Origin of the sequence: Gemmiger formicilis, assembly GCF_016900095.1 — a bacterium.
GTDB lineage: Bacteria > Bacillota > Clostridia > Oscillospirales > Ruminococcaceae > Gemmiger > Gemmiger formicilis_A.
Genome location: NZ_JACJJP010000015.1, coordinates 1 through 21,795, shown reverse-complemented (window position 1 = coordinate 21,795; position 21,795 = coordinate 1). Strand labels below are relative to the sequence as shown.

At 46.7% G+C, this 21,795-nt stretch carries 23 protein-coding genes; 17 read left to right on the top strand and 6 right to left on the bottom strand.

Features of this window, described 5'->3' with window-relative positions; all coding sequences use genetic code 11:
• The first annotated feature begins 141 nt into the window (after window positions 1-141).
• The 5 genes from H6B15_RS08595 to H6B15_RS08575 all read left to right on the top strand — a co-directional run bounded on the left by H6B15_RS08595 (window position 142) and on the right by H6B15_RS08575 (window position 4,872).
• Complete coding sequence (locus tag H6B15_RS08595; RefSeq protein WP_204647586.1) at window positions 142-855, top strand: response regulator transcription factor; 714 nt, start codon at window positions 142-144, stop codon at window positions 853-855.
• Window positions 800-1,999 carry a sensor histidine kinase gene (locus H6B15_RS08590; protein WP_204647585.1) on the top strand — a complete coding sequence of 400 codons (1,200 nt, stop codon included), beginning with the start codon at window positions 800-802 and terminating at the stop codon, window positions 1,997-1,999. Before H6B15_RS08595 ends, H6B15_RS08590 begins: the two co-directional genes overlap by 56 nt.
• 104 nt (window positions 2,000-2,103) lie before the next feature.
• Complete coding sequence (locus H6B15_RS08585; protein WP_204647584.1) at window positions 2,104-2,988, top strand: ABC transporter ATP-binding protein; 885 nt, start codon at window positions 2,104-2,106, stop codon at window positions 2,986-2,988.
• On the top strand, window positions 2,988-4,244 hold the full coding sequence (locus H6B15_RS08580; protein WP_204647583.1) for an ABC transporter permease: 1,257 nt from the start codon (window positions 2,988-2,990) through the stop codon (window positions 4,242-4,244). The genes H6B15_RS08585 and H6B15_RS08580 overlap by 1 nt, the downstream gene beginning before the upstream one ends.
• 79 nt (window positions 4,245-4,323) lie before the next feature.
• On the top strand, window positions 4,324-4,872 hold the full coding sequence (locus tag H6B15_RS08575) for a winged helix-turn-helix domain-containing protein (RefSeq protein ID WP_243424341.1): 549 nt from the start codon (window positions 4,324-4,326) through the stop codon (window positions 4,870-4,872).
• Between the two features lie 197 nt (window positions 4,873-5,069).
• Here H6B15_RS08575 and H6B15_RS08570 read toward each other — a convergent pair whose 3' ends face one another.
• From H6B15_RS08570 to H6B15_RS08560, 3 genes are read right to left on the bottom strand one after another with little or no spacing between them, the layout of a single operon-like run.
• Window positions 5,070-6,194: a VanZ family protein gene (locus tag H6B15_RS08570; protein WP_204647582.1), complete on the bottom strand. Its 1,125-nt coding sequence runs from the start codon at window positions 6,192-6,194 to the stop codon at window positions 5,070-5,072.
• Window positions 6,195-6,223: 29 nt separating this feature from the next.
• Entirely contained in the window at window positions 6,224-7,597 is a 1,374-nt protein-coding gene (locus H6B15_RS08565) for a sensor histidine kinase (RefSeq protein ID WP_007045912.1), read from the bottom strand.
• 4 nt (window positions 7,598-7,601) lie between these two features.
• A complete protein-coding gene (locus H6B15_RS08560) occupies window positions 7,602-8,303 on the bottom strand; it encodes a response regulator transcription factor (protein WP_204647581.1) in 702 nt (233 codons plus the stop codon).
• 141 nt (window positions 8,304-8,444) lie between these two features.
• On the opposite strand from H6B15_RS08560, the gene H6B15_RS08555 reads away from it, so the two are divergent.
• The 6 genes from H6B15_RS08555 (at window position 8,445) to H6B15_RS08530 (ending at window position 12,386) form a co-directional block, all read left to right on the top strand.
• Entirely contained in the window at window positions 8,445-9,209 is a 765-nt protein-coding gene (locus tag H6B15_RS08555; RefSeq protein WP_204647580.1) for an ABC transporter ATP-binding protein, read from the top strand.
• A complete protein-coding gene (locus H6B15_RS08550; protein ID WP_204647579.1) occupies window positions 9,206-9,931 on the top strand; it encodes an ABC transporter permease in 726 nt (241 codons plus the stop codon). The genes H6B15_RS08555 and H6B15_RS08550 overlap by 4 nt, the downstream gene beginning before the upstream one ends.
• Before the next feature lie 15 nt (window positions 9,932-9,946).
• On the top strand, window positions 9,947-10,711 hold the full coding sequence (locus tag H6B15_RS08545) for an ABC transporter permease (RefSeq protein ID WP_007045916.1): 765 nt from the start codon (window positions 9,947-9,949) through the stop codon (window positions 10,709-10,711).
• 4 nt (window positions 10,712-10,715) lie between these two features.
• Entirely contained in the window at window positions 10,716-11,012 is a 297-nt protein-coding gene (locus H6B15_RS08540; protein WP_204647578.1) for a hypothetical protein, read from the top strand.
• Between the two features lie 10 nt (window positions 11,013-11,022).
• Window positions 11,023-11,514: a hypothetical protein gene (locus H6B15_RS08535; protein WP_040917446.1), complete on the top strand. Its 492-nt coding sequence runs from the start codon at window positions 11,023-11,025 to the stop codon at window positions 11,512-11,514.
• Between the two features lie 446 nt (window positions 11,515-11,960).
• Window positions 11,961-12,386 carry an RNA polymerase sigma factor gene (locus tag H6B15_RS08530; protein ID WP_204647577.1) on the top strand — a complete coding sequence of 142 codons (426 nt, stop codon included), beginning with the start codon at window positions 11,961-11,963 and terminating at the stop codon, window positions 12,384-12,386.
• A gap of 60 nt (window positions 12,387-12,446) precedes the next feature.
• On the opposite strand, the gene H6B15_RS08525 is transcribed toward H6B15_RS08530, so the two are convergent.
• Window positions 12,447-12,821, bottom strand: coding sequence for a helix-turn-helix domain-containing protein (locus tag H6B15_RS08525; RefSeq protein ID WP_204647576.1), 375 nt, complete (start codon window positions 12,819-12,821; stop codon window positions 12,447-12,449).
• Between the two features lie 583 nt (window positions 12,822-13,404).
• Between H6B15_RS08525 and H6B15_RS08520 the strand changes: the two genes are divergently transcribed.
• The 3 genes from H6B15_RS08520 to H6B15_RS08510 all read left to right on the top strand — a co-directional run bounded on the left by H6B15_RS08520 (window position 13,405) and on the right by H6B15_RS08510 (window position 16,389).
• Complete coding sequence (locus tag H6B15_RS08520; protein WP_430661837.1) at window positions 13,405-13,719, top strand: helix-turn-helix domain-containing protein; 315 nt, start codon at window positions 13,405-13,407, stop codon at window positions 13,717-13,719.
• Between the two features lie 84 nt (window positions 13,720-13,803).
• On the top strand, window positions 13,804-15,024 hold the full coding sequence (locus H6B15_RS08515) for a tyrosine-type recombinase/integrase (RefSeq protein WP_204647575.1): 1,221 nt from the start codon (window positions 13,804-13,806) through the stop codon (window positions 15,022-15,024).
• A 141-nt stretch (window positions 15,025-15,165) separates the two neighbouring features.
• Window positions 15,166-16,389: a tyrosine-type recombinase/integrase gene (locus H6B15_RS08510; RefSeq protein ID WP_204647574.1), complete on the top strand. Its 1,224-nt coding sequence runs from the start codon at window positions 15,166-15,168 to the stop codon at window positions 16,387-16,389.
• Window positions 16,390-16,761: 372 nt separating this feature from the next.
• Here H6B15_RS08510 and H6B15_RS08505 read toward each other — a convergent pair whose 3' ends face one another.
• Together H6B15_RS08505 and H6B15_RS08500 are read right to left on the bottom strand one after the other, a co-directional pair.
• The gene (locus H6B15_RS08505; RefSeq protein WP_345941964.1) at window positions 16,762-17,760 is read right to left on the bottom strand and encodes a tyrosine-type recombinase/integrase; all 999 of its coding nucleotides are present in this window, start codon (window positions 17,758-17,760) and stop codon (window positions 16,762-16,764) included.
• Window positions 17,761-17,888: 128 nt separating this feature from the next.
• A complete protein-coding gene (locus H6B15_RS08500) occupies window positions 17,889-18,491 on the bottom strand; it encodes a helix-turn-helix domain-containing protein (RefSeq protein WP_204647572.1) in 603 nt (200 codons plus the stop codon).
• Between the two features lie 118 nt (window positions 18,492-18,609).
• On the opposite strand from H6B15_RS08500, the gene H6B15_RS08495 reads away from it, so the two are divergent.
• The 3 genes from H6B15_RS08495 (at window position 18,610) to H6B15_RS08485 (ending at window position 21,371) form a co-directional block, all read left to right on the top strand.
• A complete protein-coding gene (locus H6B15_RS08495) occupies window positions 18,610-18,897 on the top strand; it encodes a hypothetical protein (RefSeq protein ID WP_345941963.1) in 288 nt (95 codons plus the stop codon).
• Between the two features lie 140 nt (window positions 18,898-19,037).
• Window positions 19,038-20,003: an AAA family ATPase gene (locus H6B15_RS08490; RefSeq protein WP_243424340.1), complete on the top strand. Its 966-nt coding sequence runs from the start codon at window positions 19,038-19,040 to the stop codon at window positions 20,001-20,003.
• A 213-nt stretch (window positions 20,004-20,216) separates the two neighbouring features.
• Window positions 20,217-21,371 (top strand): plasmid recombination protein, encoded by a 1,155-nt coding sequence (locus H6B15_RS08485; RefSeq protein ID WP_204647570.1) that lies wholly within the window; start codon window positions 20,217-20,219, stop codon window positions 21,369-21,371.
• Window positions 21,372-21,795 lie beyond the last annotated feature (424 nt).

Below are 21,795 nucleotides of genomic sequence, written 5' to 3'. Positions count from 1 at the left end.
AATTATGCTGAAAAACCTGTAGATGAACGAATAAAAGAGTTGACTTAGGAAAACCTTAATATTTTCTCATTTAATTGATAATAAACACAGCTTACCTATTTGTTACAATAAATATGAAACCCTCGGAAAGGAATGGTGTATATGTCTGAAAAAATACTCATCGTTGATGATGAAGCCGAAATTACTGATTTAATCGAAATGTATCTTCATAATGAAAATTATATTGTTTATAAAGCTTATACTGCACAAAAAGCATTAGAGTATATTAACGCTGAAGAATTTGATCTGGCAATTTTAGATGTTATGCTGCCGGGGATAGACGGTTTTCAGCTTTGTAAAAAAATTCGTGAAACATATACCTATCCCATTATCATGCTTACTGCAAGAGATGGGGAAATTGATACTATTACAGGTTTAACAATGGGGGCAGATGATTATGTTACAAAACCATTTAAGCCATTGGCTTTAATGGCAAGGGTAAAGGCTCAACTACGACGATATAAAAAATACAGTGGACCTACAGAATTATCTGATTCAAAAATGGTAGAAAACGTCATAACAACCACAAATGGTTTGGTAATGAACATCAGCGCCCATACCTGCATGGTTAATGATACCCTTCTGTCACTTACTCCAACTGAATTTAAGCTTTTACAAGCCCTCTGTGAAAAAAAAGGCAGGGTTGTTACATCAGAAGAATTATTTAAATATGTTTGGACTGATGAATATTACGATAAAAACAGCAATACAATCACAGTTCACATTCGCCATTTGCGTGAAAAAATGGGAGATGTCATAGATGAGCCACGCTACATTAAAACAATATGGGGGGTTGGGTACAAAATTGAGAGTTGAGAAAAATGATTATTCAAGAATGAAACGAAAAGTATTTATTCAACTTGTGTGTATGCTTTTTATTTCTGGAATTGCCGTATTACTTTTATATAATTTTCTCCGAGGGAAAATCGGTGTATGGATAATAGGTTTGTTTTCTGTCCTTCCGGGTTTTGATTATGACAAAGCATACACTACTTACGAAGCCATTTTTCGTGGACATTGGGGTGAATTTATGTTCCTTGCAATGGCTCTTGTATTTTTAATGCTATTCCATTTTTCTCTCACATGGTTTGGAAAATACTTTGACGCTATCAATAAGGGAATCAATGCACTTTTGAACGAGAATTGCGAGCCTATTACAATGCCAAAAGAAATGCGGTTCGTTGAAGAAAACCTGAAAACTGTCCAGCGAACACTTGAACAACAGCGCAGAGAAGCTGAACTTTCCGAACAGAAAAAGGACGAGCTTATCCTATATTTGGCACATGATATAAAAACACCGCTGACCTCTGTTATTGGTTATTTGAGTATTCTTGATGAAAACAAAGAAATGGATCAAGTTCAAAGAGAAAAATGTATTCATGTTGGATTGGAAAAGGCAATGCGCCTTGAAAAACTGATTAACGAATTTTTTGAAATTACACGTTTCCGGCAAGATGATTTTGCCCTTTTAAAAACAAAAATTGATTTACATTATATGCTGATACAGCTTGCAGATGAATTTACTCCGGCTCTGCAAGCGGCTCAAGTTGAAATTCAGATAAATATGCCGAAAGATATTTACATCTATGGGGACGCAAATTATCTCGCAAGGGCGTTTCAAAATATTCTTAAAAATGCAGTAGCGTATAGCGAGACTAATACAGTCATTGCTATTTCTGCGTTATATCAAATGGATAAGGTGATAATCTCCATTACAAATACAGGTGATACCATTTCACCAGAGCAACAAGCTCATATCTTTGAAAAGTTTTATCGTGCAGATGATGCAAGACAAGGAAATACAGGAGGAGCTGGTCTTGGATTGGCAATTGCCCAAAATATTATTACTTTGCACGGAGGAACGATTACGGTGAAAAGTGAAAATCGAAAAACAACATTCTACATCACCTTGCCGGATGTAACTACCCAGCACAAAGGAAATTCTCACGAAAATCTTTAGTTTTTCTTAGGAAATTATCGTTTAGGACTTAATACAAAGCCTGATGCTTTTCGGTACAATAATACCAAAAGCGATCAGGCTTTTTGCATGAAAGGAGATTTTATATGGAATTATCTATTGAAGGATTATCCAAACGTTTTGGCTCAAAAGTTGCAGTGGATAATATTTCTGTCACTTTGCAGCCAGGTGTCTATGGACTTCTGGGTGCGAACGGAGCCGGTAAGACAACCCTAATGCGTATGGTCTGCGATATTCTAAAACCTACCTCTGGAAAAATTTTTTATGACGGAAAAGAGATTGAGGAATTAGGAGAAACCTATCGCAACTATCTCGGATACTTGCCGCAGGATTTTGGATATTATCCAGATTTTACTGCAAAAGAGTATTTAGAATTTATTGCAGCAGTTAAGGGACTTAATACTGCAAAGACAAAAAAGAAAGTTTCGGAGATTTTGGAAACGGTTAATCTGTCAGATGTAGCAGGGAAAAAAATCCGTACCTTTTCAGGTGGCATGAAACAGCGCCTTGGAATTGCACAGGCAGTTATCAATGACCCTCGCATTCTTGTCCTAGACGAACCAACAGCGGGACTTGACCCGAAAGAACGAATGAGGTTCCGTAATTTAATTGCGGAGCTTGCAAAGGATAAAATTGTAATTCTGTCAACACATATTGTTTCGGATGTTGATTATATTGCAGACGATATTCTGATGATGAAAAATGGCACTTTAATTATGAATTGTTCCACTGACAATGCAATTCACAGCATGGAAGGAAAAGTTTGGAAGTGCAAACTTCAACAAACTCAGCTTGAGGAAATAAGCGAGCGTTTTCGTGTTGTAAATTTGCATCACGAACAGGGGAACGAAGTCTTGCTGCGTATCGTGAATGATACACAACCGATCCGCGGGGCGATCAATGTTCCTCCATCACTTGATGATCTGTATTTGTATCATTTTCAAGACGAGAAAGTTAGGGGGGATAAGTAATGAAAACGCTGTTTGTACTGGAACTAAAAAAACTTGCAAAAAAGAGAATGAACATCATTGTAATTGCAGTATGTCTATTGCTGATCGGAGTATTGTTTTATCTTCCGGTAAGTCAATATATTGTACTTGATACTGATGGTAATCAGGTTAATGGCCTTTCTGCAATTGCTATGGAAAAAGAATATGCTAATACCTATGCAGGTAAACTGACAGATGAAAAAATCAAGACCGATATTGCGGCATATCAAGCCCTGTTTGATGATCCTGCCAATGTTTCCAAAGACACAGAACAAAAGGCACTAACTGATAGTGCATACTACAAATATTTCTTTCCATATTCAGATTATTGGAAGTTAATAAATGGAAACTATGTTGCTCCTTCTACTTATGATTCTACTTTTTCAGCAATTACTAATATGGATTTGGAGAATGGCATAGACTTTTATGCTGCCCGTGACGAAAAAATTAACACGTTGTTAAATCAGGAATATGTGGATTGGAATTTTTCAAACAGCGAAAAAGCATTTTGGTTAGATCGGGTTTCCTCCATTACAACACCGTATGAATACAGCTATCACGCCGGTTGGGAAATGCTACTTAGTTGTTTGGAATTGTTCGTCATAGGCATTATTGGAATTTGTATTTGTGTATCGGGTACATTCTGTGGCGAATATAAGTCTGGTGCAGACAGTATTATTCTTTCGTCCCGATATGGAAAATCAAAGCTCATTACAGCAAAGATTTTAGCTGCATTTGTATATAGTTTATTAGTATTTACTCTCTTTATATTGACGGGTTGCGGGATTCAGCTTCTCGCATTTGGCTTTGACGGTTGGAATTTACCTGTTCAAGTGTTGGATACGATTACCCCCTATAATTTGTCATTGATGGGAGCAACATTACTTGGAGTAGCAACTTTATATCTTATTTTGATTGGTATGGTAGCTTTTACACTCCTTTTGTCGGCTAAACTAAAATCTTCTGTTCCTGTTTTAGCGCTTATTGTACTTGCCATAATGTTACCGATGTTTTTAGGCGTCAGCGAAACAAACGGTATTTGGAACAGGATTCTTGCATTATTGCCATACAACGCAACACAAACTGTATTTTCTGACGAATTTTTTGGCTATTTTGACTATCCGTTTGGCAAAGTAATTTTTGATGTAGTAATAATGCGGATGATTGTTTATACGATAATTGCCCTTATTTGCATTCCTTTTGTACGAAGGGAATGGAAACGACATCAAGTATCGTAAAACATAAAACAAAAGAATATAGTAATTATCTGCCGGACGACGGCAAAAGAAAAAAGCCGTCGTTCGACAGACACTATACATGCTTATTTATCGCTGCGGCGGCTTTGAACAAATCAAGGCCGCCGTTCTTTATGCCCTCATAGGAGTGACACTTCTTTGCTGGCAGACTGGCAGTTTGCAAAGGAGAATAATCATGCGAAAAATTGAAATCATAGCGCGCATTACCGGAGATGATGCACAGGTTGAAGAAGAAACACTAATGACTTGGACTGATACTGGACATTGGTATCCGCGCCTGTTTTCCGCCAATGTTCTTCTCTATCCTGATCTGGAGATTCGGCTACATCAGCGCCGGGTTTTGAAAGATGGAAAAGACGTTCACTTGTCCAGATATGAATATGGCGTGTTGATATTCCTGGCCCAACATCCTGGGACCCTGTTCAGTAAAGAACAGATCTATGAGGAAGTCTGGCATGAAAGTAGTGAAAGTTGCCTGAGTGCTATTTCAAATACTGTGAGCCGTATTTGGAAGAAAATCGAAACGGACAAAGACAACCCTGTATATATCAAAACAATCTCCAACCTGGGCTATGTGTTCGCTGCAGAGCCGCTTGACGAAAAAGAGTAATGCAAAAAAGACCCTGGCCAACATAGAAATGGCCAGGGTTAAAAGCGTTCGTAGAACGCGCAGCCGCAGAATGAAATTCTGCGTTCAAAGGGGGCTTGGGGGTATCCCTCAACAAGCGCGTGGGGCTATCTGGATAGCCACAGGCATTGCTTGCCGGTCACTCCCGTCCTTATCTTACAATATTACAAAGTCTGATTTTATGTGCGTTTTACTGTACTTATTAACTTTGTCCTCGACCATCGCTCGTAGAACAAGGGTTTGTGCAGGGCCATGCGAATCCCGGCAAAGAATAGCCAGAACAAATACCCGCCGACCAGTAATCCGTGAAGTACAAGAGATGCCAGGCTGTCCAGGTGTAGTACATTCATCAGAATAAACAGCAGCCGGTTCAACCAGTATGGAACCCCGACCAGACCAGTTATCAGCAGGCCATACCGAAGAAAATATTGATACCAATGCGCTGTGTCGCTGTTCGCTTGCACGATTTTCATTCGTGTCAGCCGCTTACCTGGGGTCTGCCCGTGACAAAAAGCAGGAAGCAGCCCAAAGTATAGAAGAAATAGAACCGGCAGCCATTGAATGGAAAGGGTGATTCCAAACGGAACTACGAACACGGCCAGGATGCACGATGCAAAGGTCAGGCAAGCTATATCGGCCAGAAATGAGAAAACACGCCGCGTAAAGGAGATGGATGCACCCCGCCGGAAACTGACGGTATCCAATTCTTGTCGGGTAGGCAGCAGACGGCTCACTGGTCCAGCCAAGGCAAATCCAATCATGCTGCCCGCAGTGTTGACGATCAGGTCGTCTACGTCAAATAGGCGGTAGCTGCCTGGATAGACAAAATACAGGCCGCTGAGTTGGGTCAGCTCGAAAAACAGAGAGAGCAAAAAAGATAGTCGCAAAGTTTTGCGCCAATTATAGCAGAAGTAGTAACGCAGATAGACACCGAAAGGCATTGTCATAAACAGATTGAATACGGTGGTCCAGAAGGCACTGCCGGTGAAAATGCTAAGCCAACTTGCAGGCTGTCCAGGCTGGATCTGCGCTTGTTTGGCTATATCAGCTACGAAAGAAAAAGGGACAAGCTGTGCTTTATGTCCATGCAGCGTAGCAGCTTTCTCCGGCGTAGGTAATGGAAGAATGACCAGGCAGTAAACGCAGAGAAGATATAGGATAAAGCTGTACACAATCAGCACTCGTAAACTGAGAACTGACCCATATTTGTGATAGCTCCATGCGATGTATGGCACCGTGAACAGAATCACGATTATCGGAAAGATGAACATGGCTTGTTGTAATGCTTCTAAATATTGGCTCATCCATTTTTCCTTCCTGCTCTTTTAGCAATTTATCCTCTTGTTGGGCTTACCCGAAAGGATAAGGTAGTTTGGCATCCCTGATTTGAAATACTATCCATTCTCATAGATCCGCCATGCGCCTCAACGATTTGGCGCACAAGCAAAAGCCCTAACCCGTGCCGCAAATCGAGCCGTTCATCGGTGCTTTCCATATAGTGTGGCTTTTCTTCTAATTCTTGCAGCTTTTCAGGGGTAAGCCCTACACCATTGTCTGCAACAATTAGACTAAGTGCCTCGCCGGTGCTTTTAAGGGAAAGCTGGATTTTGCAGCCTTGCGGATTATGCTTGATACTGTTCTGGACAAGGTTGTTGACCGCCCGTGAAATCAATCGAGCATCACATTCCAACATGGCGTTTTCCGCTTCGGGTGCTACATCAATTTCAATCGTATAGGCATCAGAAAGCCCGGAGTTGAGCAATTCGGCCACATAGGAACGAATGAGTTTAGACAGGCGTATTTTTTCCTTGTGAAGCGGCTGCATTTCATATTCCAGTTGGGATACTAAATTCAAATCCTGCACAAGTTCTTTGATTTTGACGCTTTGTTTTCGCACGATTTCTGCCTGCTCCCTAACTGTATCACTGGTTGCTTCGTTTGCAGCAATCCGGCCAGCATACCCCATAATCATAGAAAGCGGTGTGCGGATGTCATGGGAGACGCCGCTGATCCAGTTGGCGCGGGCTTCGTTCTGTCTGCTTATTATCTGAGATGCTTTATTTACACTGCCTGCAATCTCAGACAACTCACCTTCAACATGAAGCGAAGCAGGTTTGCCATCAGCCAATGTTTCAATGGCATCTACAATCGGCTCTGTATTCTGGATGATCCTGCGTTTTGAAAAATAATAGGCCAAAAACAGACACAGTGCATCCATGCCTACCATTCCTATCACATAGAGAGGAATTTTTTGAATTGCCTCAATGGAATAGTAGTTGCTGGTGAGCTTCATGTAGCTATTCTTTGGATACCCTAAAACTAACAATCCCTCATCCGTATTCCAGACAAAAACGGGATAATCTTCCAGATAGCCTTTTGAAAATAGGGCTACATCCTGAATGTTATAGTTTTGCGGCACTTCTTCCGGCAGATCGAGCGTCCAAAAGCATTTGCCTGTTGGCGTCAGATACATGGCCCAAATATTGTACTGGCGCAATTTCTGTACCGCGTTATCGGGCAAGCCTTCGGTGGTTGCCGCAGTAGAGGTCATCTCAAGCATAGCGCGTGGGGACGATTCTCCGTAATCCTCTGAAACCGTGTGATAAAAGGTCATGCCAAACAGAATGATGTTGACGATCACCAGTATTAGGAGAAATACAGCGAAAGACGCCAAATGCTTTGAAATATATGTTCCAAAAGATTTCATGGCGTCACTTCCTTGTAATCAATTTATAGCCCAGCCCCTTAATCGTAATCAAGGAAACAGGCTTTGAGGGATCGGCTTCAATTTTTTCCCGAACACGCCGCACATGGGCGTTCAAGCTGTTTTCATAGCCGAAAGGATTGTCACCCCATAATGCTTCACAAAGGGCGTCAACCGTAACAATCTTTCCTTCGTTGCGAGCCAGCGTTTCCAATAGAGTATGTTCTTTTGCGGTCAGGGGGATAATCTTGCCGCCTTTGTTGACCTCTGCCCGGCTAAAATCAATCGTGCATCCATCCAGGACAACCAGAGGGCTGTCCTCTTTGTAAGTGCGGCGCAAGACAGCATAGACACGCAGCAATAGCTCCTGTGGCATAAATGGCTTTGAAATGTAATCATCTGCACCAAGGCCAAGACCGGCCAGTTTGTCAGCCGCTTCGTCTTTTGCAGTCAGAAAGATAACCGGCACATCAGTAAAAGTGCGGAGCTGCTCCATCAGGGAAAAGCCGTCTCCATCCGGCAGCATGACATCCAATATCATCAAATCAGGTTTTTCCTGTTTTGCCGCCATGACAGCTTCTTTTACTAATCCGGCAGTAAGAACAGTTTCAAAACCAGCATCTTTCAAAATATCTGATACCATTTTCAGCAGCTCCGGCTCGTCATCTACAAGCAGGAGCTTTTTTCGATGCAGAAAAGAGTTGTCCATAGCGTCACCTCCTGAAATTATTATAGCACAGGATGCCAACCTGTGACGGGTATTCCGAAAAAGTAAGGTAAAAGTAAGGACGCGAGAATGTAGAAGTCAGGTTGATGTTCTATGATGAAGTCAATGAAAGGAGATGTTCTTATGGATTACATGATTACTACGGAACAGTTGACGAAGAAATATAAGAACTTCACTTCTGTCAACCATGTTTCGCTTCATATCCGCAAAGGCAGTATTTATGGCTTTCTCGGCCCGAACGGAGCAGGCAAATCTACCACTATGAAAATGCTGCTGGGTTTGACCGCCCCCACAAAAGGCAGCTTTACCATTGATGGAAAGCAATTCCCGGCTGACCGTATTGCGATTTTGAAGGAAGTCGGCTCGTTCATTGAGTCACCTTCGTTTTACGCAAACCTGACGGGCCGGGAAAATCTCGATGTCATCCGCAGGATTTTGGGACTTCCGAAAAGTGCTGTAGAGGATGCATTGGACCTTGTTGGCTTGACGGAGTTTGGCGATCGGCTGGCAAAAAAATATTCGTTGGGAATGAAACAGCGGCTCGGCCTCGCCGGTGCGCTACTGGGCAGGCCCCCTATCCTTATTTTGGATGAGCCGACAAATGGGCTTGACCCTTCAGGCATCCATGAGATCCGCAACCTGGTGAAGTCCCTGCCAGATCTGTACGACTGCACCATCCTGATCTCGTCCCATATGCTGTCCGAGATCGAACTGATAGCGGATGACATCGGTATTCTCAATCATGGGCGGCTTCTGTTTGAAGGAAGTCTGAATGAGCTTCGCCAAAGTGCTTTACGGGCAGGTTTTGCAGCGGACAATCTGGAGGATATGTTCCTCTCGATGGTGGAGAAAGATAACGCGGCCAGAAAGCAGAGGGCGCAGCTATGAATGTACTGTCAATCGAACTTCGGAAAGAAAAGCGAACCGGCGTTATTCCTGTATTGCTGGCCGTTGGCGTGTTAGGAGCCGCATACGCATTTGTGAACTTCCTCGTGCGAAAAGACACGCTTCTCAATTTGCCGCTGGCCCCGATGGATGTTCTGCTCACCCAGCTTTACGGTGTGATTATGATCCTGAACCTGTTCGGTATTGTAGTTGCCACCTGCATGATCTACAACATGGAGTTTAAGGGCAGCGCCATTAAGAAGATGTATATGCTCCCTATGAGTGTTCCGGCTATGTACCTGTGCAAATTTCTGATTCTGACGGTGCTGTTTTTGATTGCAATCGTACTGCAAAATTTAGCACTTATGCAGATTGGCATAACAGACTTGCCGGACGGGACATTTGAAATGGGAACACTGGTGCGCTTTGCCGGATATTCTTTCCTCACATCCATGCCGGTGTTGTCGTTCATGCTGCTGATTTCTTCACGCTTTGAAAATATGTGGATACCGCTCGGCGTTGGAGTCGCAGGATTTTTAAGCGGTATGGCGCTGGCCAGTTCAAATCTTGCTGTCCTGATGGTTCATCCTTTTGTGCTTATGCTGAAACCGGCAGTTGCCATGAGCGCCCAGCCTGATATGGCTGTGACCGTGGTATCTCTGGTAGAGACTGTTTTGTTCCTTGCTATTGCACTGTGGCTGGCAAAAAGCAAACGCTATGAGTAAGGAGGGATTGAAGAAATGAGTTTTTTGGAATTGCTCAAAATTGAGTTTATGAAGGTAAAACGCTCAAAGATTGTACCGCTGATCTTTATCGCACCTTTGCTGGTGGTTGCCTCCGGGGTTGCAAGCCTGAGCCGCTATTTTACCCCGGAATATACAAACGCATGGCCTGCCATGTTCATTCAGAGCGCACTGGTTTATGCGTATTACCTGTTGCCGTTCAGTATGATTGTTGTCTGTGTAATGATTGCAGGCCGGGAAACCGGTAACAATGGCATCTTAAAAATGCTGGCGTTGCCGGTCAGCCGATACGCGCTTTCGATTGCCAAGTTCTGTGTGCTGGCATTTTACCTGTTCATGGAAATGGTGGTGTTTCTTGCAGTGTTTGTAATTGCGGGATTGATTGCGACACAGACGATGGGAGTAACAGAAACCTTGCCGATCCTGTATCTGCTGAAATGGTGCCTGGGGCTGTTCCTGACAATGCTGCCGTGTATTGCGGCTATGTGGGCAATCACGGTTCTGTTTGAAAAGCCGCTTCTTTCCGTTGGGTTGAATTTGCTGCTTGTAATTCCCGGTATCTTGGTTGCGAATACGCCGCTGTGGATTGTTTATCCGTACTGTTACAGTGGCTATCTCGTTTCCTGCTCTCTCCATGACTTTACAGCAGAAACCTCCGATGCCGCTTTTTCGCTGTTTCCGTTCCTGCCATGTGCGATCATCGTGTTCGGTCTGCTTTTCGCGCTGGCTGTCACCCGCTTTGGGAAAAAAGAAATGAGGTAAATCTATGGAAAAGAAAAAACTTCAATCAATCAGTGTTGCTGCGCTCATTGTGAGCATCCTGCCGCTGGCAGCCCTTGTCCCGTCCTTTCTGCACCTCTCGCTGTCGGACGGCATCCGAACTGTTTGGGCCGGAGCCAATATCGTCTTTGTCCTGCTGGGCCTGATTCTTTCGGTAGTTTGTGTGCGGAACAGGGAAAGCCGCAGTGTTATCAATATCGTATCAACAGCAGTCAGTGCTTTTTGGTTGTTGCTGATGGTAGGAATTGTCGCACTCGCTTTGTTCCTTTCTTTCGTTCAGTGAGGAAATGGTTATGCGTAAAATCGGAAAAATTTTTGGGTGCTGTCTGATTACTCTTTCTTTACTATCCTGTACTGCCTGCTCCGGCCTCGAAAGATTAAGTGATAATTTGAAGGACGGGGCAGAGCAACTCAGTGACGATGTGGTAATTGGGAAAAGCAACGCACTTATAACACCTTATCAGTCCTTTGAGGGCAGCCGTACTTCGGACAGCGATGCTTTTCAAGCTACTTATGACGCTTCTGTAATGGGCTTCGATGGACAGGATATTTTGGTAGCAGATACCGACCTCAAAGAAAATGAGTGCCGGGAAATCACCATCCAGTATAGTTTTGATGTTCAATCTGGGAACTGCCAGCTCATCTATATTTCCCCTGAATTAGAGGAAAAAGTGCTTGCTGAATCCGGCAACGGGAGCGTTACCGTTCAACTTCAAGCAGGAGCTAACTATATCGGTATCAGCGGAACCGACTATTCAGGCTATATTCAGATCGCAATAGAATAAGGGTAAACAATGTCTCTGCCGAACGACGGCAAAAGAAAAAAAGCCGTCGTTCAGCAGGCAATCGCCATGCCCTAAACACACTTACGGCGGCTTTGACAAAATCAAGGCCGCCGTTCCTTATGCCCAAAGAGTGACGACCCTGTTTCAACGGTGACGGCGGCTTTAGGAGGGAGCCGCCGTGAAGCAAAGACTGCTTCGACATAATTCGGCAGGGATTTACCTGTCAAAAAAAGCCTGACCGTCAATCGGCCTCCATCTGCTTATGAACAGGCACTATCGTGGCTGGTTCATAAGCGTCATAAGTCCTCTTTTAGCAGCGCCAGCCGCCGTTCTTCGGATGCTGGCGCTTTTGCTTGTCGTTTTTTCGGGAATTTCCCCGAAAGGTGTCGCCCACCGCCTTCGTTTCGGTTCACCCGTCAACCCGTGAATCGAAATGGAGGTACATAATGCAGAAGATCAATCTTCGGGAGCTGTATCCCGATGTGTATAAAACCGATGTCTTTGTGGATGTAGCCGAGGAAGTCCTGGCCGCGATCCGAGGCCAGGAGCAGGACGATGCCGCCTACGAACGCCGGAAGTTCCGGCACAAGGCCCATTACTCTCTGAACCGGGAGGATGGCATTGAAAACGATGCCCTCAACCGGCCGCTCACCCCGGAGGAAATCCTGGAGCAGAAGCAGCTGCGGGAGGAAGTGTACGCCGCGCTGATGCAGCTGACAGCCATCCAGGCCCGGCGTATCTACGCCCGGTTTTACCTGGGCATGACGGTGGCGGAGATCGCCCGAATCGAAGGCGCTGACCGCCGCCGCGTGTGGGAGAGCATTCGGCGCGGGCTGAAGAAGCTGGCGCGGTTGCTGGACACAGCCCGATAATATGATCGCCGCATAGCGGCAAAAAAGTAGCCGGTGGGGGATTTTTATTCCTCCACCGGCTTACTTATCCTCTAAATGTTCATCTGGATCAACCCCGGCCGTCTGCACCATCTCTTTTAGCTCATCAGCCAACGCACGGGTCGAGTTTAACAGCACTTTTCTGGCAGCCGGAGGGCACGAAAGGTAGAGCTGCCGCATATCGTTGGCGGATTGTTCATCTTCGGGCAGATCGAGATTCATCAAGGAATCTAAAGATAAATTCAAGACTTTGCAAAAAGCGCGTAGAACCTCAAAAGAAGGGTTCTTCACCCCTCTTTCGCAGCCTTGAACGTGCTTCAGAGAAACATGGCTCAGATCTGCGAGTTCCTGCTGCGTCAAACCTTTTTCCTTGCGCGCTTTTTGTATCCTTCGTCCCAGCTCTTTTATCAATTCCATAGGCACTATCGTCTCCTTAATCATATTTTATCGTGCCCATTTCCTTGCAGGAAGAACCTTATAAAAGGTGTTTTTAAGTACGATAGTACCTATTTTATTGTGCTTGCTGTATGCTTGCCTCGCCCGCAGCTCTTATGAAGCGGCAAGGCAAAAATATTTTTCAAAAAAATCGCATTACAGGCAGGACAAATCGCCTGTTTTTGTCATGGTTATCAAGAAGGGGATTTTTCCTTCGCTGATCTTTGACAACTGAATACACGGCAGAACAGGTACATAACCCGCGTATGAGCGAGTGCAGGACGCCGCGAAGATGGAGCAGCCAGGAGGTGATGGACAAGCTGTTTCGGAGCGATCAACGGCCCTGTGACCCGGATGGTGGCATATCCGGCGCGATGACTGCGCGGGGGCTTAAAGATACTTCCTCACGGCCCGCCAAAGACTTGGGGGGAACCCTGCGGCGCACGCTATGAACGACGCTGCGGAGTTATGACAGCCGCGCCAGCGGAGACCTGTCCTGTCCCCTGCGTCAGGGGTGCGTGGCAAATGTGGCGTAACACAAAAAAGAATTTCAAAATTAGATACCATGCGCTGGCAGGCAAAACCGCCAGCGCATTCATGTGATTTTGAAAGCCACAACCATATCCTTGACAAAGAAGGGAGAGATTATATGGAAAAGTTATTTACAAGGAAAGAAGCGGCCAAAATCCTGGGAATCAGTATTGCAACACTGGACACGGCCCGCAACAATGGCCTGATTTCCTATGTTCAGTATGTGCAGAACGGCTGCGTCTATTTCACAGACGCAAGCCTTCAGGAGTACATCGCAAAATTCACGCATCGGGCGAAGCCGGTGGAAAAGTGCGCCACATACCGCAAAGTGCGAAGTGCCGAGGCGTGAGCTAATCCGTATCCTTGCTGAAATAAGTGGTGTCTGGTAAAACAAAGATACAGCGCTGAATATGATTCTTGAGAGGTAACGGTATTGGCAAAAAGAAAACGACTAATTCCAGATTATAGTACGGTCACGCTGAATGGCGTAGAGTATTACAGGACCCGAATCGAGGATGCCGATGGCAAGCGGGTCGCCCTTTATGCGAGAACCCCCGAAGGACTGTATGACAAAGAAACGGAGGCGTTGGAGCAGATCGGTCATGCCCGGTTTCATCGGAAATCGCCAACGGTAGCAGAATACTGTGAGAAATGGCTGCTGATGCAGTCGGTCCATGTGCGGCAGACCACCTTGACAGATTACACCTCCAAGGTGAGGCGGCATATCATTAAGGAATTGGGAGAGATGCGGATGGCAGATGTAACTCTGGATGACATCCAGCTCGCTCTTGTCCCGGTTTCCAAAAAATCGGCATCGGTTTACAAGTCCGTGGTGATCCTTTATAAATCCATCTTTCGGGCGGCAAAGGAAAGCCATGTGATTGAAGTGAATCCGACGCTCCATCTAAACGCAAAAGGCGGCGGTATCCCGCAGGAGGACCGCCAGGCGTTGACGGATGAACAGGTCGAGCAACTTTTAGACGCAATCCGGGACTTGCCACCCTATGTGTTTGTAATGATTGGTTTGTATGCCGGTTTGCGGAGAGAAGAAATCCTCGCGCTCCAATGGGATTCGGTGTATTTGGACGCGGAGGCCCCTTATCTGACAGTCCGGCGGGCATGGCACACGGAGCATAATCGGCCAGTCATTCTCACCGAACTAAAGACCAAGGCGGCAGAGCGGAATATCCCGCTCCCGACCTGCCTGGCAGAGTGTTTGAGGGAGGCGAAGAAAACATCTACCTCTGATTATGTGGTGGCGAATCGGGATGGCGGCCCGCTGTCCTACACACAGTTTAAGCGGCTGTGGCAATACATTGTGACAAGGACCGCCAGACCGAGAGTGGCAAAGAAGCTGGTAGACGGGAAATATGTGAAGTATATCCTCTACCCGCAGCTGGGAGAGAAGGCCCGGAACAACGGTCACTGTGTTTACAGCCTGGATTTCGAGGTCACTCCCCACCAACTCAGACACACCTACATAACCAACCTGATTCATTCTTCGGTGGACCCCAAAACGGTGCAGTACCTGGCGGGCCATGAGAGCAGCAAAATTACGATGGATATTTACGCCAAAGTCAAATACAATCAGCCAGATCAGGTCGTCAAAGCGATGGACGGCGCATTTGCCCAATGGGATGCCATGTGGGCATAGAACAGAAAATACAGTAGGAGCGAGGCAGGAACGCCTCGCTCTTTGCTTTTCCTAATCCGTATCTTTGATTCAATCCGGCGTTTCTGATAAAAAAGGAGTGAAGGAATCAATTTGATTTGCGCATAAGAAAGGAAATTATCTATGGCTAAGAAAAAAACAATTCCCCAGTACACCAGCGTAGAGCGAAAAGGAATCCAGTATTACCGCACGCGGATTCTGGACGCCGATGGAAAGCAGGTCAGCCTGTACGCGACAACCTGCGAGGAACTTTACGAGAAGCAATTAGCGGCGAGACGCCAAGTGCAGGAGATCCTCTTTCACCGCCAGCACCCGACCGTTGCGGAGTATTGCGAGAAATGGCTGGTGATGCAGTCTGCAAAAGTTTCGGCAGCCACTTTGAAAGGATACGCCTCCAACATGAGGAACTACGTCATCAAGCCGATGGGCGATATGTATATGGAGGAAGTGACGGCGGATGACATCCGGCTGGCGCTGGTGCCGCTGTCCAGGAAGTCAGAGGGCCTGTATAACAAAGTGAATATGCTCATCAAGTGCGTTTTCTATTCGGCGGAGCGCAGCCAGCTTCTTGAAGATAACCCCTGCGCGGGAATATCGGGTAAGGGCGGGAAGCCGGCACAGAAGAAGGAGGCCCTGAGCGACCAGCAGGTGGCGGTACTTTTGGAGACCATCAAAGGATTGCCGCCATATCTCTTTGTGATGATCGGCTTATACGCTGGCCTGCGTCGGGAAGAAGCCCTTGCCCTCCAATGGGACTGTGTGTTTCTGGATGTTCCCACCCCGTACATTTCGGTACGGCGGGCATGGCGGGCAGAACACAACCGCCCGGTGGTCTCTACGGTTCTAAAGACCAAGGCGGCCAGGAGAGACATCCCTATCCCCAAGTGTCTGGCTGACTGTCTGCGGGAAGCGAAAGCAACCTCTACGTCTGACTATGTGATTGCCGACAGTGAGGGACAGCCCTTGTCTTACTCACAGTTCAAGCGAGTGTGGCAGTACATTGTTGTCCGCTCCACCAAGGAGCGCACCTATTATAAGTATGTGAACGGACAGAGCATTAAGTACACGGTAAAGCCGACGCTGGGAACCAGCCAGAAAAACAACCCCAGGATTGTCTATACCCTGGATTTTGAAGTGACACCCCATCAGCTCCGGCGTACCTACATTACAAATTTGCTTTATGCGGGCGTTGACCCAAAGACGGTTCAGTACCTTGCTGGACATGAAAATAGCAAAACAACTATGGACATTTATGCAAAGGTCAAGTACAATAAGCCCGAAGAACTTTTTGGCGTTGTGAATCAGGCGCTTCACCCATCCGGCACCGCGGATAATGCTGCCGGTTGATTGGGTTAAGGGGTAGGACAACCAAGGGATGCAACCTCAAAAAAGCCCGTAAAATCAAGGAAAAACGGCGCTAAAACGATAGCAGTACGGCCTCAAGGCAGCCCGTCGCGCTCCGCAGTTCAGCAAGCGCTGATTGTCCGCACTACTTGCGAACTTTTCAGTACGCTTCACGACTTTTTTGCACGATTGTGTGCAGAAAATCGGATGCGCCTGACGTGGTGGAATGCAGCAAATCGCCTTGGAACCTGCTGAAAAAGCAGCAGGTAAGAAGCGAGTATGCAGCAGACCTTACAAAAGCAAATTGCCTATTGCAGGAGACGTTTTCCGCAAGGAGAACGTCTCCTGCTTTTTTGTTTGCAAAAAAGAAAGACCTTATGGTTTGCAAATCATGTTGATACCGTCGATGAGGGTCTGGATATCCAGATGAGTGTACACACGCTCGGTCAGGCTCATGGCACCGGAATGACCGGCAATCTTCTTCTGGATGGTGGGATTTACACCGGCATCAGCCATCATGGAAATACAGGTGTGTCGGGTGTCGTGGGGCTTGTGCTTCATCCCGTATTCTTCCATCAAAGGGTCCCAGTAGGTGTCGCAGTAATTGAAGTAGTCCAGATGCTTGCCGTCGGTGGTGCAGAGCAGATACTCGCAAGGGGAGCGCTCCATCCATCCTTTGTAAAAAGGCAGCATCTTGTCTGCAATGGGCACCTTCCGGATACCATTTTCGGTTTTGCTTTCCACCACATCAAAATACTGTTTTTCCAGATGGACGTTCTCCTTCTTCAGATCCAGGAACTCCGAAATGCGGCAGGCATTGTAATTGAGCATGAGCAAAATCTGACAATAGGGATTGGCTTTGTGCGCCCACAGGGTTGCCAGCTCTTCTTTTGTGAAGATATTGCGGTCACGCCGGTTGGGATTCTTGTCCCGGTAACCTGCCAGATCGACAAATTGGGAATAGTCCTTGTTGCAGATGTCGTTTTTCATGGCATAGGCATACATCTGGTTGAACAGACCCTTTAGCTTTTTCAGCGTAGGATAGTTCTTGCCGCAGGTTTCAATGACAAGCTGCAAGTCGCACAATTTGATCTCACGGAAGGCTTTATCGTACAAAAATCCGCAGACTTTGTAAGACGCCTCATACCCCTTTACATTGGAATGTGAGATGGTGGGATACTTGGATTTGGACCAGCGCTCGTACACTTCGGCGAAGGTGACTTTGGCGGTATCGACATCATAAGGGTTCTGATTGTATTCGGCCAGCATTTTCAGACCTTCGGCTCTGGTTTCAGTATAGCCGATGATGATGAAATCTTGAACCTGTCTGCCTTTTCCTTTATCCAAATGCCAGCCGATGGTTTTGCGTACCATATAGGGTTTCCTGCGTTTTCCGGACATTTTGACTACGCTGCCGTAGCCATTGGGTAATTTCATGTTTTTATCAAACTCCCTTTCGCTCAGGCAGATTTTATGATAAAGAGGAAAACCTCTTATCAACGTTATTTCAGATTTTCCAGCTGCTCCTTGGTCATTGCTTTCAGCTCGGCAAGGCTATATTTGCTGAGATCGGCGGAGTAGAGGGGTTTGTCTGTCAAGGGCGTTCCGGCATATTGGGCCGTATTCTCCTGCATCCAGCTTTTCATTTGTTTGGGATTGTGCCAGTACTCTTCGGACCATGTGCGTGCGGAGGAGAAGTTCTCCAGAAGGTAGCAAAGCGTTCCATTCAGACTGGCATCGGGATTGTCAGCACGAAAAATCAGGGAAGCGGTGAAATTCCCATCATCGTTTTGCTCGTGTTTGATGTCCACATCAAAATGTAGCTCTTTCTTTTTATTGAGCTCATAGAGTACTGCTATGACGTCGGATAGAGAGTTCAGTTGCATTTGTGGCTCTTCAAACCCCAACAGGTAGGAAGGGGTTACGCCCAAAAAGTTTGCAATGCTGCATACGGTGTCAAAGAAAATCCTGCTTTCACCACTTTCGTAGCTCTGCACGGTACGCAGGCTTTTCCCCAAAAACTTCGCAAGTTGAGTCTGTGTAATATTTTTTTCTGTGCGGACTTCTTTGATGCGCTGTCCGATTTGTTCGTTTGTAAGATTCATGGCTTCTCACCTCGTCTTAATACTATCATAGGAATGCGAAGAAATCAAGCATCTTAGGCAAATTATATGAAAATTAAATTCATATACAAGATTGACATACGCGATAAAACTGCGTATAATGAAATTGCTGAAAAGCAATCACAAGCAGAAGGAGGTGGAAAGCATGGGAGAAAGTCAGAACTACGGAAAGATGCCGCCGTTTACGGGGAGAAATGTGCCGGTAACGGAAATTGCAAGGGCAATGCACAAGGACGCGCAGTATGTACGAGTGGGCCTGCAACAGGGAATTTTCAAGTTCGGTTACGCAGTCAAGCTGGAAGGTTCCAACGAGTATAACTACTACTGTCCTGACCGCAAGGTATGGGAGGAAATCGGCTATTTTAACCCGGAGAGTCATGTTGGGTAACAAAAAAGAGCGCTTACCCGTGCAGGGGTAAACGCTCCGATGAAAGACAGTTCCAACAGCGGCTGCTGTGTGTAACTATCAGGCACCACTGATATTTTACCACAGCAGCCGCCATTTTTGAAGAAAAAATGGGAGGCTTTATGGAAAATGAGAGTACTGTAAAATTGATTTCCCTGGATACAATTCCCGTACGAGAAGTGGAGTGGCTGGTATATCCATTCATTCCCTGCGGGAAAATCACCATCATTCAGGGCGATCCCGGCGAAGGGAAAACCACCTTTATTCTGCAGCTGATTGCGCGCCTGACCACCGGCAGACCCGCATGGGACGGAATGCCGCCCATGGCACCCGGCAATGTGATCTACCAGACGGCCGAGGATGGTTTGCCGGATACCATTAAGCCACGTCTCGTCGCCGCCGGTGCCGCCTGTGACAAGGTGCTGGTGATCGACGACAGCGATAGGGCGCTGACACTGGAGGATGACCGGCTGGAACAGGCCATTGTGCAGACCCACGCACGGTTGGTTGTGCTTGACCCGATTCAAGGCTACATCGGGGCCGGGGTGGATATGCACCGCGCCAACGAGATCAGACCACTGATGCACAGGGTCGGTGTCTTGGCTGAAAAGCATCACTGTGCCATCGTCCTGATCGGACACATGAACAAGAACAGTGGGGAAAAATCCAGTTACCGGGGGCTCGGCTCCATCGACTTTCAGGCAGCTGCCAGAAGTGTTCTGGTGGTAGGCCGTATCAAAGATGACCCGACGCTGCGGGTTGTCTGCCCCACCAAAAGTTCCCTGGCTCCGGAAGGAAAGGCTATCGCCTTTCGCCTCGACCCGGAGCAGGGCTTTCAATGGGCAGGTGAATATGACATCAGCGCAGAAGATTTGCTTTCAGGCAACAGCCGAGGGCACAAGCTGCGGGAAGCACAGAATTTCCTGCAGGAAGTGCTGGCGGAAGGGGCTCTGCCGCAAACTGAAATAGAGGCAGCTGCGGAGCAAAAAGGCATCAAGCCCAAAACGCTGCGCAGTGCCCGGTACGAGTTGGGCATTACCTCCCGCAAGGTGGGAAAACGATGGTTGTGGGAATTGCCACAAAAATAATGCAAGGAGGCAAGATGACCCTATCTATAAGAACAGGGCATCTTGCCTTCTTGAAAACAGGAGCTTGCTTTTCAGCTAGGTAGCCCCGCAGGGCGCAAAGGCGCTTTTGATGCGAAGTGTCAAAAGTGCTTTTGCGTTACTCTTGGCAAGAGTAACAGAACCCGCCGGCTTGCGCCGGAGAAAGGAGAAATTTTGAAAAGGACAATCAGCGCCATGGTTGGTAAAGGCTCCCTCAATCATAACAGCCGTGAGTTTTACGCCCCCAATGTAGACCCGTCCCGCAGCCATCTGAACGTGGAATTCTGCAAGGAAGATATCCGAACAGTGTACCATGAACTGTTTGACGCAGCACAGCAGCGTTACAATGCAAAGCAGACACGCAGCGACCGCCGTATCGCAGATTATTATGAAAAAATCGCTTCCTCCAGACAGGAAAAGCCCTTCCACGAGATTGTGCTGCAAATCGGAAACAAGGACGATACCGGTATCGGCTCGGAAACAGCGGAACTCGCCCGGCAATGTCTGGAAGCGTATGTCCGTGGCTTTCAAGCACGAAACCGCACATTGCGTATGTTCTCCGCCCATTTGCACATGGACGAAGCAACGCCCCATGTCCATATTGATTTTGTGCCCTATATCACCGGCAGCAAACGAGGAATGGATACCCGTGTATCCCTCAAACAGGCGCTGGCGCAGATGGGCTTTGTGGGCGGAACACGCAGCGCCACAGAGTGGAATCTCTGGGTGCAGCGGGAAAAGCAGATGTTAGCGGATATCATGCAGGAGCATGGCATCGAATGGGAGCAACTCGGCACCCACGAAGAGCACTTGTCGGTACTGGAGTACAAAAAGCAGGAACGCAGCAAGGAGGTCAAGGAGCTGGATTCGGCCATTGCGCAGAAACGTACCGAAGTGGAAAAGATAGAGGACACCTTGCAGGCGGTCCAGAAGCAGGCGGTGGACCTTGATAAGATCGAGGCCGTCAGTGCGAAAAAGGCGCTTTTGAGTGACCGGGTAACGCTGCCGCGCAGTGACTTTGAAAACCTGCTCCATGCAGCCAAACAGTATGTGGTGTACCGCCGTCAGGATGAACAGCTGCAGAAACTGCTGGATGCCGCCCAGGAGAAAATCCGACAGCTGGAAAGTGTGCTGAACAGTCTGAAAGAGAAAGTGAATAATCTGACCAACAGACTGGGAGAGCAGACTGCCCAGTATCGTCAGGCACTTATGGGGGAAAGAGCACGGCGAATGCAGATGGAAAAAGAAAACGCACGCCTCAAACGGGAAAAGGCAGGCATGGCGGCGCTTCTGCGTAAACATGGAATTGCATGGAAGGAAAATCTGTTCACTGAACGAAACGAGAGATAATAATGTAGATCTTATATTTTATAGAAAAGATAAGCCGACCGGAATTGCTCTCGGTCGGCTTTTTCATTATGAGGGCGATAGATGTGGAAATATCAACTAAGATATAGTATTATTAAAAAGTATATACTTTGTATTTGTCCTAAAAGAAATAAGTAGGCTTTTTTGGTGAGAATTTGGAGATATGAGGTCAAATTCAAAAATACATCCGATCATCAAGTGTGTTCCCTTCCTCGTAAAAAATAGTGGATGTGGGAATATTGGTGAGATACCGCTAAGTCCTAAAATAGATCAACGGAAAGAGGGTTTCTAATTTGGCTGAAAAACTCACGAATGAAGAAAAGCTGAGCAAAAACGTCGCCATCCAGACTGCGCCGCAGATCCGGTTGATCCAGAGCAACGATAAAATGCCGGCAGATAAAATTCA

What these genes read in the sequence shown, in the direction of transcription:
- H6B15_RS08555 (WP_204647580.1), top strand. Translation starts at nt 8,445, where the DNA reads ATGGATTACATGATTACTACGGAACAGTTGACGAAGAAATATAAGAAC.
- H6B15_RS08535 (WP_040917446.1), top strand. Translation starts at nt 11,023, where the DNA reads ATGCGTAAAATCGGAAAAATTTTTGGGTGCTGTCTGATTACTCTTTCT.
- H6B15_RS08580 (WP_204647583.1), top strand. Translation starts at nt 2,988, where the DNA reads ATGAAAACGCTGTTTGTACTGGAACTAAAAAAACTTGCAAAAAAGAGA.
- H6B15_RS08590 (WP_204647585.1), top strand. Translation starts at nt 800, where the DNA reads ATGAGCCACGCTACATTAAAACAATATGGGGGGTTGGGTACAAAATTG.
- H6B15_RS08585 (WP_204647584.1), top strand. Translation starts at nt 2,104, where the DNA reads ATGGAATTATCTATTGAAGGATTATCCAAACGTTTTGGCTCAAAAGTT.
- H6B15_RS08485 (WP_204647570.1), top strand. Translation starts at nt 20,217, where the DNA reads ATGGTTGGTAAAGGCTCCCTCAATCATAACAGCCGTGAGTTTTACGCC.
- H6B15_RS08595 (WP_204647586.1), top strand. Translation starts at nt 142, where the DNA reads ATGTCTGAAAAAATACTCATCGTTGATGATGAAGCCGAAATTACTGAT.
- H6B15_RS08545 (WP_007045916.1), top strand. Translation starts at nt 9,947, where the DNA reads ATGAGTTTTTTGGAATTGCTCAAAATTGAGTTTATGAAGGTAAAACGC.
- H6B15_RS08575 (WP_243424341.1), top strand. Translation starts at nt 4,324, where the DNA reads ATGCTTATTTATCGCTGCGGCGGCTTTGAACAAATCAAGGCCGCCGTT.
- H6B15_RS08525 (WP_204647576.1), bottom strand. Translation starts at nt 12,821, where the DNA reads ATGGAATTGATAAAAGAGCTGGGACGAAGGATACAAAAAGCGCGCAAG.
- H6B15_RS08530 (WP_204647577.1), top strand. Translation starts at nt 11,961, where the DNA reads ATGCAGAAGATCAATCTTCGGGAGCTGTATCCCGATGTGTATAAAACC.
- H6B15_RS08500 (WP_204647572.1), bottom strand. Translation starts at nt 18,491, where the DNA reads ATGAATCTTACAAACGAACAAATCGGACAGCGCATCAAAGAAGTCCGC.
- H6B15_RS08550 (WP_204647579.1), top strand. Translation starts at nt 9,206, where the DNA reads ATGAATGTACTGTCAATCGAACTTCGGAAAGAAAAGCGAACCGGCGTT.
- H6B15_RS08510 (WP_204647574.1), top strand. Translation starts at nt 15,166, where the DNA reads ATGGCTAAGAAAAAAACAATTCCCCAGTACACCAGCGTAGAGCGAAAA.
- H6B15_RS08495 (WP_345941963.1), top strand. Translation starts at nt 18,610, where the DNA reads ATGAAATTGCTGAAAAGCAATCACAAGCAGAAGGAGGTGGAAAGCATG.
- H6B15_RS08505 (WP_345941964.1), bottom strand. Translation starts at nt 17,760, where the DNA reads ATGGTACGCAAAACCATCGGCTGGCATTTGGATAAAGGAAAAGGCAGA.
- H6B15_RS08560 (WP_204647581.1), bottom strand. Translation starts at nt 8,303, where the DNA reads ATGGACAACTCTTTTCTGCATCGAAAAAAGCTCCTGCTTGTAGATGAC.
- H6B15_RS08570 (WP_204647582.1), bottom strand. Translation starts at nt 6,194, where the DNA reads ATGAGCCAATATTTAGAAGCATTACAACAAGCCATGTTCATCTTTCCG.
- H6B15_RS08565 (WP_007045912.1), bottom strand. Translation starts at nt 7,597, where the DNA reads ATGAAATCTTTTGGAACATATATTTCAAAGCATTTGGCGTCTTTCGCT.
- H6B15_RS08540 (WP_204647578.1), top strand. Translation starts at nt 10,716, where the DNA reads ATGGAAAAGAAAAAACTTCAATCAATCAGTGTTGCTGCGCTCATTGTG.
- H6B15_RS08490 (WP_243424340.1), top strand. Translation starts at nt 19,038, where the DNA reads ATGGAAAATGAGAGTACTGTAAAATTGATTTCCCTGGATACAATTCCC.
- H6B15_RS08520 (WP_430661837.1), top strand. Translation starts at nt 13,405, where the DNA reads ATGCGCTGGCAGGCAAAACCGCCAGCGCATTCATGTGATTTTGAAAGC.